The 13963-nt window shown below is 56.3% G+C and carries 13 protein-coding genes and 1 pseudogene; 11 read left to right on the top strand and 3 right to left on the bottom strand.

What is annotated here, in order from left to right:
• Positions 1–22: 22 nt before the first annotated feature.
• Entirely contained in the window at positions 23–607 is a 585-nt protein-coding gene (locus PGR79_RS13100) for an autotransporter outer membrane beta-barrel domain-containing protein (RefSeq protein ID WP_162750192.1), read from the bottom strand.
• Between the two features lie 258 nt (positions 608–865).
• Here PGR79_RS13100 and tag point away from each other — a divergent pair.
• A pseudogene (gene tag, locus PGR79_RS13095) lies at positions 866–1442 on the top strand (DNA-3-methyladenine glycosylase I); the annotation flags it as partial.
• Complete coding sequence (locus PGR79_RS13090; RefSeq protein WP_042893599.1) at positions 1426–1866, top strand: N-acetyltransferase; 441 nt, start codon at positions 1426–1428, stop codon at positions 1864–1866. The pseudogene tag and the gene PGR79_RS13090, both read left to right, overlap by 17 nt.
• Here PGR79_RS13090 and PGR79_RS13085 read toward each other — a convergent pair.
• A complete protein-coding gene (locus tag PGR79_RS13085; protein ID WP_113374009.1) occupies positions 1835–4165 on the bottom strand; it encodes a molybdopterin guanine dinucleotide-containing S/N-oxide reductase in 2331 nt (776 codons plus the stop codon). The two genes, PGR79_RS13090 and PGR79_RS13085, sit on opposite strands and share 32 nt — an antisense overlap.
• Positions 4166–4333: 168 nt before the next feature.
• On the opposite strand from PGR79_RS13085, the gene PGR79_RS13080 reads away from it, so the two are divergent.
• From PGR79_RS13080 to ghrB, 6 genes are all read left to right on the top strand, one after another.
• The gene (locus PGR79_RS13080) at positions 4334–4996 is read left to right on the top strand and encodes an OmpA family lipoprotein (RefSeq protein ID WP_015369222.1); all 663 of its coding nucleotides are present in this window, start codon (positions 4334–4336) and stop codon (positions 4994–4996) included.
• A 102-nt stretch (positions 4997–5098) separates the two neighbouring features.
• A complete protein-coding gene (locus PGR79_RS13075; RefSeq protein ID WP_087858980.1) occupies positions 5099–6115 on the top strand; it encodes a LacI family DNA-binding transcriptional regulator in 1017 nt (338 codons plus the stop codon).
• Positions 6116–6224: 109 nt separating this feature from the next.
• Positions 6225–6974: a sugar phosphate isomerase/epimerase family protein gene (locus PGR79_RS13070; RefSeq protein ID WP_430921809.1), complete on the top strand. Its 750-nt coding sequence runs from the start codon at positions 6225–6227 to the stop codon at positions 6972–6974.
• Between the two features lie 3 nt (positions 6975–6977).
• Entirely contained in the window at positions 6978–7913 is a 936-nt protein-coding gene (locus tag PGR79_RS13065) for a sugar kinase (protein WP_113374011.1), read from the top strand.
• A 100-nt stretch (positions 7914–8013) separates the two neighbouring features.
• On the top strand, positions 8014–9294 hold the full coding sequence (locus PGR79_RS13060; RefSeq protein WP_087858977.1) for an MFS transporter: 1281 nt from the start codon (positions 8014–8016) through the stop codon (positions 9292–9294).
• A 24-nt stretch (positions 9295–9318) separates the two neighbouring features.
• On the top strand, positions 9319–10290 hold the full coding sequence (ghrB, locus tag PGR79_RS13055; protein WP_087858976.1) for a glyoxylate/hydroxypyruvate reductase GhrB: 972 nt from the start codon (positions 9319–9321) through the stop codon (positions 10288–10290).
• A 66-nt stretch (positions 10291–10356) separates the two neighbouring features.
• On the opposite strand, the gene PGR79_RS13050 is transcribed toward ghrB, so the two are convergent.
• Positions 10357–11067, bottom strand: a complete 711-nt coding sequence (locus PGR79_RS13050) for a DUF3053 domain-containing protein (protein ID WP_045375371.1) — start codon at positions 11065–11067, stop codon at positions 10357–10359.
• A 435-nt stretch (positions 11068–11502) separates the two neighbouring features.
• Here PGR79_RS13050 and PGR79_RS13045 point away from each other — a divergent pair, with 435 nt between their 5' ends.
• From PGR79_RS13045 to cspE, 3 genes are all read left to right on the top strand, one after another.
• Positions 11503–12861, top strand: a complete 1359-nt coding sequence (locus PGR79_RS13045; RefSeq protein WP_113374012.1) for an MFS transporter — start codon at positions 11503–11505, stop codon at positions 12859–12861.
• Between the two features lie 246 nt (positions 12862–13107).
• Positions 13108–13398 (top strand): HTH-type transcriptional regulator, encoded by a 291-nt coding sequence (locus tag PGR79_RS13040; RefSeq protein ID WP_087858974.1) that lies wholly within the window; start codon positions 13108–13110, stop codon positions 13396–13398.
• 264 nt (positions 13399–13662) lie between these two features.
• Positions 13663–13875 carry a transcription antiterminator/RNA stability regulator CspE gene (gene cspE, locus PGR79_RS13035; RefSeq protein ID WP_000014594.1) on the top strand — a complete coding sequence of 71 codons (213 nt, stop codon included), beginning with the start codon at positions 13663–13665 and terminating at the stop codon, positions 13873–13875.
• The last annotated feature ends 88 nt before the right edge of the window (positions 13876–13963 follow it).

Below are 13963 nucleotides of genomic sequence, written 5' to 3'. Positions count from 1 at the left end.
TTCAAATGCGTAACAAAACAGGTTAGAAATTGGCGCTGACGCCCATCAGATATAGCGTGTTTTCACCCGACGGCACATTATCCGCCTGCGAAAGTGTGGCCCATGCCGCCAGATGAGAACCAAGCGGCATATCGGCGCCCAGCGTCACATCGCCCCAGCTACCGTCTTTGCCGCGGCTAATCGACGCATTGTTATCGATAGAGATAGACTGGTTATAGCTCACCTGCGCCCATGGATGCACGCCCCACAGCTGCTGATAATCCATACGCCAGCCGAGCGTGTTGACGTAAATACTTTCGCCCGCGCGACGCGTCGCTGGCGGCGGGTTGAGATCGCTACGCAAGCTGGCGACCGGCCCGGAGGTCACGCCGCTGGCCAGTGAATAGTTCCATCCCACGCTCATGCCGTGCCCCAAATCCGGCGGCGCCAGCGCCTGATTCAATGCCAGTCCGGCGGGCGCTTCTGACGCTCTCATACGCTCGGCAAGAATGTCTTCATAACGCGGTTGGTGATCGCTATCCCATGTATAGCGTTCGGACGTATTACTTTTTGTATCGTTAGCGATATATTCCTGTTGCCAGGCATTAGCGCCTGAAACACACGACACCCAGATAGTGATGCACGCCGGGATCAACCCACCCCGGAGGCCATTGCATTTCTTTATTATCATTAATGCGACTCCAAAAGAGCCGAATCGGCAATGTTGCTGTGTTTTTATACTCAAAATAATTCGAGCTGCCGCCCACTTCTACGCAACTTGAAGTATAAGGAGTTGATGGGAAGTGGTTTCCCTGTATTAACTATTATCTTTATCTTTCAGCCGTCAAGGCGGATGAAAAAGTTTTCTGACGAAAGGGAGAGAAACATGCAACGTTGCGGATGGGTAAGCCAGGATCCTCTTTATATCCAGTATCACGATAACGAATGGGGAGTCGCCGAGAGAACGCCGCAAAAGCTGTTTGAAATGATCTGCCTCGAAGGCCAGCAGGCGGGGCTTTCGTGGATAACCGTACTGAAAAAACGGGAAAACTATCGTCAGGCCTTTCACCAGTTCGACCCAGTTCGCGTAGCGGCCATGGATGAAGCAGACGTCGAGCGCCTGCTACAGGATGCGGGCATCATCCGCCATCGGGGAAAGATCCAGGCCATCATCGGCAATGCGCGGGCGTTTCTCGCCATGGAAGCCAACGGCGAAGCATTCAGCGATTTCGTCTGGTCATTTGTCGAGAACCAGCCGCAAATGACCCATGCCGCGACGCTCGCCGAAATCCCCACCACCACACCAGCCTCTGATGCCCTATCTAAGGCGCTGAAAAAGCGCGGCTTTAAGTTTGTCGGCTCCACCATCTGTTATTCGTTTATGCAGGCCTGCGGGTTAGTCAACGATCACGTGACAGGCTGCTTTTGCCACCCAGGGAGACCAGCATGATCCAAAAATGGGATGCCACAGAGACCGGCCCGCTGCTCGAGTTGTGGCTGGAAAGCACCATTTATGCGCATCCGTTTATTGCCGAAAGCTACTGGCGGGAGAGTCTGGAAGTCGTGCGTGATGTCTATCTCCCCGCCGCCGCCACTTGGGTGTGGCAGGAGAATGACGCGCTGAAAGGGTTTGTCAGCGTGATGGATTCGCGCTTCGTCGGGGCGCTTTTCGTCGCCCCGCAAGCGATCCGCCACGGTATCGGCCGCGCGCTGCTTGATGAGGTCAAGCAGCACTACGACTGGCTAAGCCTGGAGGTTTATCAGAAAAACGTGCGGGCGGTGAATTTCTACCACGCGCAGGGCTTCCGAATAGAAGACTGCGCATGGCAGGACGACACCCAGCACCCAACCTGGATTATGCATTGGCCGGCGGATCAAATGCGCTGAGCGCCAGCGCGGGCCCATCATATTTTTCCAGCCATGCCAGCGCCGTATTCCCGGCGCAACCGTTGCCCAGACGCGAGGTCGGAATATCTTTCGTCAGCACGTTCACCGCACCGTTTTTGCATATTCCGGCATCGGGGTCGATATCCGGCCATGCGCCTTCATGCAGGCAAATCACCCCCGGACGAATACCTTCCGTGACCACCGCGCCGGCCAGTACCTGACCACGTGAATTCCACACCCGCACCAGATCGCCGTCGGTGATATTGCGCGCCTGCGCGTCCAGCGGATGGATAGTCAGCGGCTCACGCCCGGCCACCGCATACCTTTCGCGCAGCGAGGTCTGGTTCAACTGGCTATGCAGGCGGTGCGCCGGATGGGCGGAAAGCACCTGTAGCTGACCTTCCTCGGCGTTGCCGTGCCACTCATCAGGTTCGAGCCACATCGGGTGCGGCGGACAATCGGCATAGCCAAAGCCGGCAATGGTCGGCGAGTGAATTTCAATTTTCCCGCTCGCGGTTTTTAACGGGTTAGCCTGCGGGTCTGCGCGGAATGCCGCGAAACGAGAGAAACGGGCGTTATCCGGGTTTTCCGGCATTTCAATTAGCTGGTTAGCCTGCCAGAATTCGGCAAACGGCGGCAGCGTCACCTGCTGCTGCGCCCCGCGCTGGGCGGCAATCTGGTAGAAGCTCTCCAGCCATTGCAAATCGTTTTTTCCTTCGGTGAAGCGTTCGCGGCCGCCCGCCTCCCAGCGTTCGCTCAGATCCGCAAAGACATCAAAATCGTCGCGCGCTTCATCGCGTGGCGCGACCACCCGCTTCATCGGCACCAGATGCTGATTGCTGTAGTCCCCGGTCATGGTCAGATCGTTGCGCTCAAACGAAGTGGTCGCCGGTAAGACGATATCGGCATGGCGCGCGGCGGCGGTCCAGAAACATTCGGAAATCACAATCAGCTCCGGCTTCTGCCAGGCCTGAATCAGGCGGTTGGTATCTTGATGATGGGTAAAGTTGGCGCCGCCCGCCCACCAGATAAAGCGGATGTCGGGAAAGCGCCGCGTCATCCCGTTGTGCTGATAGCTTGCCCCTGGGTTTTCCAGCGCCTCAACGATACGGGCGACCGGGATTTTTTCCACCGCGTCTACGCCGCCCGCTACGCTGCCCTGCATGGAAGCCAGCACCGCGGCGCGGCGCGTCGGGTTGCCGCCGTTGGCAAAGTGGTAAGAAAGCCCAAAACCGCCGCCTGGCGTGCCAATCTGCCCCAGCATCGCCGCCAGCGTCACCAGCATCCAGTGTTTTTGCTCGCCGAATTGCTGGCGCTGCATGCCCCAGCCGGACATCAGCATGGTGGTGTTTTCGTGGAAAAGTTTCGCCAGTTCACGGATTTTATCCGCCGGTACGCCGCAGATTGCCGCCGCCCATTCGGCGGTTTTGGCGATGCCATCGCTTTCACCACTCAAATAGCGGGCGAAAATGTCATAACCGCTGGTACAGCGGGCGAGGAATTCATCGTCCTGCCAGCCATGCTCTACCAGGGTATGGGCGATCCCCAGCATCAACGCGACGTCAGTGCCCATATGCGGCGCGATCCACTCCATTGATTCGCCAAAGAAATCAACGCTTTCCGATCGCATAGGATCGATGCAGATCAGCCGTTTGCCGCTCTGGCGCAGGCGGTCAAACCAGGGGACCCCTTGTTCATCCGAGGCGTTCCAGGCAATTTTCAGCGTATTCAGCGGATTGGCGCTCCACAGTACCACCACCTCGCTGTGCTCCAGAATAAGCGGCCAGCTGGTTTGCTGTTGATAAACTTCATTACCGCCTACCACATAAGGCATGATCGCCTGCGCCGCGCCGGTTGAATAATCGCCGAGGTGTCCGGTATAGCCCCCGGCAAGACTCATATAGCGCTGCAGCAGGGTTGCCGCCTTATGCAACACGCCGTTAGAACGCCAGCCATAGGAACCGGCGAAAATCGACTGCGGGCCGAAGCTTTCGCGGATCCGTCGATGCTGAGCATCAATCAGGTCAAGCGCCTGCTCCCAGCTTACCCGCACGAATTCATCCTGGCCGCGTACGCCCTGCGGCTGTTGTGGCGAAGCAAGAAAGCCCTTTCGCACCATCGGATAGCGAACGCGAGTTTTACTGTGCACCTGTTCGCGCACCGCCGTTTGCAGCGAGTTGGCGAAGGGGGTGTCCAGCGCGCCGCGGGACGAAATCACATTTTCACCATCCGTCTCCACCAGCATTGGCCCCCAGTGGGCCGCGGTTAAGATGGTTTTAGTTGCAGATGAGGTTGGCAAAGCAGGCTCCTGGGTCAGCGAATGCAGGTGTTGTGACGGTTTGTTAGTCAACCGTTCAATGTTACTTACAAAAAGAGATACCCTGCGGGGAATTTTCTCCGTATTCGGACGTCATAATCAACCGTCACGCTTGCGGTGGCAAAGAATAAAAAGGATTAAGGAAATAAGATGAAAAAACGCGTACTCATGATTGCTGCTATCGTTAGCGGCACACTGGCTATTTCTGGTTGTACTACCAACCCTTATACCGGCGAACGCGAAGCGGGAAAATCCGGCATCGGCGCGGGTATCGGCTCCTTAGTGGGCGCAGGCGTCGGCGCGCTCTCCTCTTCCAAGCATGACCGCGGCAAAGGCGCGCTGATTGGCGCAGCAGCAGGCGCGGCGCTCGGCGGCGGCATCGGTTACTACATGGACGTGCAGGAAGCGAAACTGCGCGAAAAAATGCAGGGAACCGGCGTCAGCGTGACGCGAAATGGCGACAACATCGTGCTTAACATGCCGAATAACGTCACTTTTGACAGCAGCAGCGCCAACCTGAAACCTGCAGGCGCCAACACCCTGACCGGCGTCGCGATGGTGTTGAAAGAGTACGAGAAAACCGCCGTCAACGTCGTCGGCTACACCGATAGCACCGGCAGCAACGATCTGAACATGCGTCTGTCGCAACAGCGTGCCGATAGCGTCGCCAGCGCGCTCATCACTCAGGGCGTGGCGGCCAACCGTATTCGCACCACCGGCATGGGCCCGGCGAACCCGATCGCCAGCAACAGCACGGCGGAAGGCAAAGCGCAGAACCGTCGCGTGGAAATTACCCTCAGCCCGCTGCAGTAATCCTCTTGTTTCCGGCCCGGCAGCCTTCCTGCCGGGCAAAATGCTTGATATCGCTATTTTTCGCGCTAAGGTGTTGGCAGATTTTCAGCAAAGGAAGCCATCATGGCGAAAGCGGCGCGAGCAACCATCAGCGACGTGGCGAAAGCCGCGAAAACCGGTAAAACCAGCATTTCACGCTATCTCAACGGCGAAAAGCATCTGCTTTCCGACGATCTGCTGGCGCGGATTGAGAAAGCGATTGCCGAGCTCAACTACCGTCCCAGCCTGATGGCCCGTGGCCTAAAACATGGTCGTACCCGCCTGATTGGCCTGATCATCGCCGATATCACCAACCCTTACTCCGTGAACGTGTTAAGCGGGATTGAAGCCGCCTGCCGCGAAAAAGGCTTCACCTTGCTGGTGTGTAATACCAACAACGAAATCGATCAGGAGCTTCACTATCTCGACCTCCTACGCAGCTATCAGGTTGAAGGGATTGTGGTTAATGCGGTCGGCATGCGCGAAGAAGGCCTCAACCGCCTGCAGCAATCCTCGCTGCCGATGGTGCTTATCGACCGTAAAATCCCCGATTTCGCCTGTGATGTCGTGGGGTTGGATAACACTCAGGCCGCCACCACCGCCACCGAGCATCTGGTGGAAAAGGGTTTTGAAGCGCTGTTGTTTTTAAGCGAGCCGATAGGCTCCGTAAACACCCGCCGCGAGCGCCTGGACGCCTTTCGCGCGACTCTGCAGCGCCATACCGGAATAGTGGCGGAAAACGCCGAGGTCCCGCTCAACGACGGCGCCATGATGGATAACGTCCTGCGTCAGTTCCACGCCCGCCACCGCGGAATGCGCAAAGCGGTGATTTCCGCCAATGGCGCCCTGACGTTACAGGTCGCCCGTTCACTGAAGCGCGTTGATCTCATCTGGGGCAGCGATATCGGCCTGCTGGGCTTCGATGAGCTGGAATGGGCGGAGCTGGCGGGCGTCGGTATCACCACCCTCAAACAGCCAACCTGGCAGATTGGCTATGCCGCGGTCGAACAGGTCGTCAGACGTATCGAAGGCGGCAGCGACCCCATCTGCGAGCGGGTCTTCTCCGGCGAACTTATCGTCCGGGGATCAACGTCTCGTTAACGATTCATCGTGATGACGATCATAAATTAAACATCCTGGCCTTTTCTTTGGAACCGGTACCATCTAGCGTAATAGGGAGTTAAGCCCCACCACGCCAGGAGTTTGTTCAATGGCCAGAAAAATCATTGTCGTCACCGCCGCTTATGGCAACGACCACGTTAAAGCGCTTGGCGGGCAGTCCGCCGTATTACCCTTTATCGCCGGTTCCGGCGCCGATGGCGTGGAAATTCGCCGCGAGCTATTCAGCGCGGCGGAACTGAAGCAGTTGCCAACGCTGGCGGCCGACATTGAAAAACAGGGGCTGCTGGCCTGCTACTCCGCGCCACAAGCGCTGTTCACCGACCACGGCGAGCTCAATCCCCATCTCCCCTCGTTACTTGAGGAAGCGCAAACCCTCAACGCTCTGTGGCTGAAGCTCTCCCTCGGTCATTTCATCCATAACCAACAGCTGGAGACGCTGCGCGACATTCTGAGCGCCAGCGGCATGGCGCTGGTGGTGGAAAATGACCAGACCGATTGCGGCCAACTGGCGCCGATGCAGCGTTTCAAAGCCGCCTGCCGGGTCCATCAGATGCCGGTGACGCTGACTTTCGACATGGGGAACTGGTTGTGGGTCGGCGATTCGCCGGAAGAAGCCGCGCGCTACCTCGCCCCTGCAGTCAGCTATATTCATGTGAAGGCGGCGAAGCCTCATCATGAGAAGTATCGCGCCGTCCCACCGGACCAGGCGGACGCTCGCTGGCTGGCGCTGCTCGATAACCTGCCCGCCGACGCGCCGCGCGGTATTGAATTCCCGCTGGTCGGCGACGACCTGACCGCCGTCACCCGCCATTACGTTGATCTGTTACGCGAGGATTAAGCCATGGAAAACTTAGATGTCATTACCATTGGCGAAGCCATGGCGATGTTTGTCGCCACCGAAACCGGCGAACTGGCGGAGGTTGAACGCTTTATCAAACGCGTCGCCGGCGCTGAACTGAACGTGGCGACCGGCCTGGCGCGCCTGGGGCTGAAGGTGGGCTGGGTGAGCCGCGTCGGCAACGATAGCTTTGGCCGCTTCGTGCTGAATTCGCTGGCCAAAGAAGGCATCGACGCGCGCGGCGTAGTCATTGACGAGCGCTACGCTACCGGCTTCCAGATGAAATCTAAAGTCGAAAATGGAACCGATCCCATCGTGGAATATTTCCGTAAAGGATCGGCTGCCAGCCATCTGTCGACGGAAGATTTCCGCGCTGATTACTTCACCAGCGCCCGCCATTTGCACTTAAGCGGCGTCGCCGCCGCGCTGTCCGACAGCTCGTATGCATTGCTGGAACATGCGGCCAGGGTGATGAAAGCCGAAGGGAAAACCCTCTCATTTGATCCAAACCTGCGCCCGGTACTGTGGAAAAGCGAAGCCGAGATGGTGGAGAAACTGAACCGCCTCGCCTTCCAGGCTGATTGGGTTTTGCCAGGCTTAAAAGAGGGCGTCATTCTCACCGGCCAACAGACGCCGGAAGGTATCGCTGATTTCTATCTGTCGCGCGGCGTTAAGGCGGTGGTGATTAAAACCGGCTGCGACGGCGCATGGTTCAAGACCGCCGACGGCGAACAGGGTGCCATCGCCGCGATTAAAGTCGATAACGTGGTGGACACCGTCGGCGCGGGCGATGGCTTTGCCGTCGGGGTGATCAGCGCGCTGCTGGAAGGCAAAACGCTGACGCAAGCCGTGAACCGCGGTAACAAAATTGGCTCGCTGGCCATTCAGGTACAGGGCGATAGCGAAGGGCTGCCCACCCGCGAAACGCTGGGCGAATAAACTTTTCACCTAAAACAGCCGTCCTGTACCCTACATGCAGCGCGGCACAGCAGCGCCCGTCCCGGCGGGCGTATGTCACCTCATTGACAGAGGCAAGCCTATGAACAGTTCAACAAATGCAGCAAAACGTTGGTGGTATATCATGCCTATCGTGTTTATCACGTATAGCCTGGCGTACCTTGACCGCGCCAACTTCAGCTTTGCATCGGCCGCGGGCATTACCGAAGACCTTGGCATCACTAAAGGCATCTCATCGCTGCTTGGCGCCCTTTTCTTCCTTGGATATTTCTTCTTCCAAATCCCTGGGGCAATTTACGCCGAACGCCGCAGCGTGCGTAAACTTATCTTTATCTGTCTGATCCTTTGGGGCGGCTGCGCCTCGCTGACCGGCGTAGTGCATAACATTCCGGCGCTGGCGGCCATCCGCTTTATCCTTGGCGTGGTGGAAGCGGCGGTCATGCCGGCGATGCTGATTTACATCAGTAACTGGTTCACAAAATCAGAGCGCTCGCGCGCCAACACCTTCCTGATCCTCGGCAACCCGGTCACCGTACTGTGGATGTCGGTCGTATCGGGTTATCTGATCCAGGCCTTCGGCTGGCGTGAAATGTTTATCCTTGAAGGGATCCCTGCGGTGATTTGGGCCTTCTGCTGGTGGGTACTGGTGAAAGACAAACCGTCGCAGGTGAACTGGCTGGCGGAAAGTGAAAAAGCGGCGCTGCAGGAACAGCTGGAGCGCGAACAGCAGGGTATCAAAGCGGTGCGTAACTATGGCGAAGCCTTCCGTTCACGCAACGTGGTACTGCTGTGTATGCAATATTTCGCCTGGAGCATCGGCGTGTACGGTTTCGTACTGTGGCTGCCGTCAATCATCCGCAGCGGCGGCGAAAACATGGGGATGGTCGAGGTAGGCTGGCTCTCTTCAGTACCCTATCTGGCGGCAACGATTGCGATGATCGCCGTCTCCTGGGCTTCCGATAAGATGCAGAACCGTAAGCTGTTTGTCTGGCCGCTGCTGCTCATTGGCGGGCTGGCGTTCATCGGCTCGTGGGCCGTCGGCGCCAACCATTTCTGGGTCTCTTATACCCTGCTGGTGATCGCCGGCGCGGCCATGTACGCCCCGTATGGCCCGTTCTTTGCGATTATCCCGGAGATGCTGCCGCGCAACGTCGCCGGCGGCGCGATGGCGCTGATCAACAGTATGGGAGCGCTGGGTTCCTTCTTTGGCTCGTGGTTCGTCGGCTATCTCAACGGCGCAACCGGCAGTCCGTCCGCCTCGTACATTTTCATGGGTGTGGCGCTTTTCGCCTCGGTATGGCTTACTTTAATTGTTAAGCCTGCTAAGAATCAAAAACTTCCGCTTGGCGCTCATCACGCCTGAACTACTTACGCTACGGAGATTCGCATGAAGCCGTCTGTCATTCTCTATAAAACGCTTCCCGACGACCTGTTACATCGTCTGGAGGAACATTTTTCCGTCACCCAGGTGAAAAACCTGCGTCCGGAAACCGTTTCGCAACACGCGGAGGCCTTCGCCCAGGCGGAAGGTTTACTGGGTTCGAGTGAAAAGGTTGACGCCGCGTTACTGGAGAAAATGCCGAAGCTGCGTGCGACCTCTACCGTTTCCGTTGGCTACGACAATTTTGATGTCGATGCGTTGAACGCGCGCAAGATTTTGCTGATGCATACGCCGACCGTGCTGACCGAAACCGTCGCCGATACGGTGATGGCGCTGGTACTGAGCACCGCGCGTCGGGTGGTTGAGGTCGCTGAACGCGTGAAAGCGGGCGAATGGACCAAAAGCATCGGGCCGGACTGGTTCGGCTGCGATGTGCACCATAAAACCTTAGGCATCGTCGGCATGGGCCGCATTGGCATGGCGCTGGCGCAGCGCGCGCATTTCGGTTTCGGCATGCCGATTCTGTATAACGCGCGTCGTCAGCATCCGCAGGCGGAAGAGCGCTTTAACGCCCGCTACTGCGATCTCGATACCCTGTTACAGGAAGCGGATTTCGTCTGCCTGATCCTGCCGCTGAGCGAAGAGACCCACCACCTGTTCGGCGAAGCGCAGTTTGCCAAAATGAAATCTTCCGCCATCTTCATTAACGCCGGGCGCGGTCCGGTGGTTGACGAGCAGGCGCTGATTGCGGCGCTGCAGGCCGGTGAGATTCACGCCGCCGGTCTTGATGTCTTTGAACATGAACCACTGGCAAAAGATTCGCCATTACTGAAACTGCCGAACGTGGTCGCGCTGCCGCATATTGGTTCAGCTACCCACGAGACCCGCTATAACATGGCGGCCTGCGCGGTAGACAATCTGATTGACGCGTTGAACGGCAAGGTAGAGAAGAACTGCGTGAACCCGCAGGTGAAGTAAGCGAGGAAAGGAAAAGCCCGGCTGACGGCGTTTGCGCAGTCAGCCGGGAGAACAGCGATATACTGATTAACGCGTGGCGTTAACCGCCGCCGTCCAGGCCTGATTAAAGGCCTGATGCTGAGCGGCCAGCGGAGCAATCAGCGCATTATACTGACTCGCCTGTTGAGACGTCGGGAACTGAATACCGTTAGCCACGAAGCTCACCTGCGTCCCCTGCTGAGCGACAAAATCACCCACCTGGACCAGCTGCTGAGTAAAGATCTGCGCGGCCGGGATCAGCGGTTGCAGCGCATTCGCCGGCGCCGTCACGACTTTATTAAACACCTGGTCATAAACCGGCTTAAGGTCTTCAGCCTGCTTCAGCGCGCCATGCGCAGCATCGGCCTGCATTTTGGCGTTTTCCAGCTGCTGGCTCAGCACGCCCAGCGCGCCGTTAGCCTGACGCAGCGGTTCACGCTGAGTGGTATAATCCTGCGCCACGCGAATGGCGTTAACGCTATCAACCACCGGGCGCAAACCCGCATCCATCGCCTGGCTGACCTGCTGTGAATAAGCGTAAATCACCGCATAATCGGAAACGAAGGGGCCGAACTGTTTTTTCTGATCGGCAGTAAGCGTTGGCAGACGTTCGCCGCTACGCATCGCCGTATTCTGCAGGAAGTCGATGAACGCTTTGCGCTGATCGCCTTCTTTATCAAAACACCCACTCAGGCTAACCACCATTAATATGGCCGCAACGGCCGCAAACCAGCGAGAGCAGGACTTTCCTGTCGCCATTTTTTTACTCCTTCAGCCAAAAAAAGCGCAAACAGGCACACGCGTGCCAGACGCTGACAAGGATAGTCCAGGACGGGCTTGCAGGATACCCTTTCCTGATAATCTTACCGCGGAAAACGCCCTTTTTCGCCTCCCCGCGTAAGCCAGGCCCGCTGTTAAGTTCATCACATTTAACGCGATAACGTAACCCGCAAAAATAGTAAATATCTTTTTGATTTAATTAAAATTAATGAAATCACCAGCCAAATAAATGGGCAAAGCGGACGATAATCGCACGCTTCCTGAAGGCGGCGCATTGTCTACAGGCAGGTTCAATGGTTTGATTAATGAGCGATTAACGGCGTTATGTTCGATTATCGCACAAACAACATCAATGACAGCGAGGGAGACTATAACAATACCTCTGTCCCCCGCTCAGCCTGCCAGGAATGCCGTATGAAGAAAACAACCATCGATATTCAGGCTTTTATCAACGAACATCCATTCACGAAGTACCAATGGATGATTCTCGCCTTATGTTTTATTACCGTCGCGATGGACGGATTTGATACCGCGATTATTGGTTTTATCGCCTCAGACCTGGTACAGGAATGGGGCGTTGAGAAATCCGCGCTGGGCCCGGTAATGAGCGCCGCTCTGGTCGGGCTCGCCGTCGGCGCGCTGACGGCCGGGCCGCTCGCCGACCGTATTGGCCGCAAGAAAGTGTTGATTATGTCGATCCTGGTATTCGGCGGCTTTAGTTTGTTAACCGCGTTTGCCAGCAGCCTTAACCAGCTGACATTATTACGCTTCCTCACCGGGTTGGGCTTAGGCGCGGCAATGCCGAATGCCGCGACGCTAATGAGCGAATATGCTCCGGAACGCCGCCGCGCGCTGATGGTAAACCTGATGTTCGTCGGCTTTCCGATGGGGTCGTCGCTGGGAGGGTTTCTGTCAGCCTGGATGATCCCGCATTATGGCTGGCAAAGCGTGCTGGTGCTTGGCGGCGTGATGCCGCTGCTGCTGGCGGTAGCGTTAATATTCCTGCTGCCGGAATCCGCCCGCTATATGGTCGTGAAACGACAGCCGGCACAGCGGATCGCCGCTATCCTGAAGCGTATCGCGCCGCTGCCGGATGCGGTTGAATTTGAGCTACGTGAAGCAGGCCAGGTGAAGGAAAAGTCAGCCATTGGCGTGATTTTCTCCCCGCGCTACGCCGTGGGCACCGTGATGCTGTGCCTGACCTATTTTATGGGATTGCTGATTTTCTATCTGCTGACCAGTTGGCTACCGCTGCTGATCCGTGAAACCGGAGCCTCGATGAGCCAGGCTTCTATCATCACCGCCCTGTTCCCACTCGGCGGCGGGATTGGCGTGCTGATCCTCGGCGCGCTAATGGACAAGATCAACCCTAACAAGGTGGTTGCCGTCGGCTGGCTGCTCACCGGCGTCTTTGTTTGCCTGGTCGGATTCTCAACCAGCAACCTGCTGTTGATGGGAGTAATGGTGTTTATCGCCGGCAGCATTATGAACGGCGCGCAATCATCAATGCCGGCGCTGGCTGCTGGTTTCTATCCAACCCAGGGCCGTGCCACCGGCGTTGCCTGGATGCTCGGTATCGGCCGCTTCGGCGGGATCCTCGGTGCCTTCAGCGGCGCTTTCCTGATGCAGGCGCAATTGTCGTTTGAGACCATCTTCACCATGCTGGCGATCCCGGCGTTTTTATCTGCTATCGCTCTACTGGTGAAATACAAAATGAGTCAGCGCCAGCCAGGCGTCAGCGAAAATGACAGCAAGAATTTACAGAAAGCCTAATCAATCCAGCCAGCGCTCTGCGCTGGCTTTTTCTTGCCGCTAACCATCATTTACATAAATTTTCCAAAGCTGCTGACACTCTTAGTAATCATCCCCTTAGCTTTTACGCACGCCGCTTTTCCAGGTGATTAACGAAACCACGCCGACAAATAATCACTTCGGTTATTATTTTCCTTGTTTTTGCGACTATTCTTAAATGGCTCGATGTATTTTCCTCTCCGCAGTGAGACAGAATAGGAGCTCTCAATGGAATATAAAGATCCCGTATTTGATTTGTTGAGTAACCTGGAACAAATTGTTTTTAAAGATCAGCCGCAAACGGCCACGCTTGCCCGTACCCCAAGCGTTTTTAATGAATTTGAACAGCTGCGTAAGGGCACAGGACTTAAGACCGATGATTTCGCCAATGCCATGGGCGTCAGCGTTGCGATGGTTGAAGAGTGGGAGTCGCGACGGGTTAAACCGTCATCCACTGAGCTCAAACTGATGCGCCTGATGATGGCCAATCCCCAGCTCTCAAGGCAGCTAATAGATTGAAAAACTGGTTTACTATCTTCTTTTGGTAACGGTCCTGATGCAGGGCCGTTTTATATCCTGATGAAAAAAAGTTTGCTATCCGACTGAGAACATGCGTTAATGCTCGCAGGTTTGATTTACAGACCACAGAGCAGTCGAATAGAGCAGTCCTTCAAAGGTTATCCATTAGATATCCCCGTAGTGAACTTTCCCTTTATCGCTTTAAATCTGTAGTCCAGACCACTACGCCGCAAGGCTCACTAATTTTTTTAAAGGTAATTCACTATGTCCGGTAAAATGACTGGTATCGTAAAATGGTTCAACGCTGACAAAGGCTTCGGCTTCATCACTCCTGACGATGGCTCTAAAGACGTGTTCGTACACTTCTCCGCTATCCAGAACGATGGCTACAAATCCCTGGACGAAGGTCAGAAAGTTTCCTTCACCATCGAAAGCGGCGCTAAAGGCCCGGCAGCTGGCAACGTAACTTCTCTGTAAGTTCAAGCCGCTAAGAATAATAAATCCCTGCCTTATGGCGGGGATTTTTTTTATCTGTCATCAACAGGCGCCATCAGCAGATGGCGCC

It is taken from the genome of Klebsiella sp. 141161 (genome assembly GCF_050600815.1).
GTDB classification, from domain to species: domain Bacteria; phylum Pseudomonadota; class Gammaproteobacteria; order Enterobacterales; family Enterobacteriaceae; genus Klebsiella; species Klebsiella aerogenes.
The sequence above is the reverse complement of the archived record's forward strand: the minus strand, read 5'-3'. Positions and strand labels throughout refer to the sequence as shown.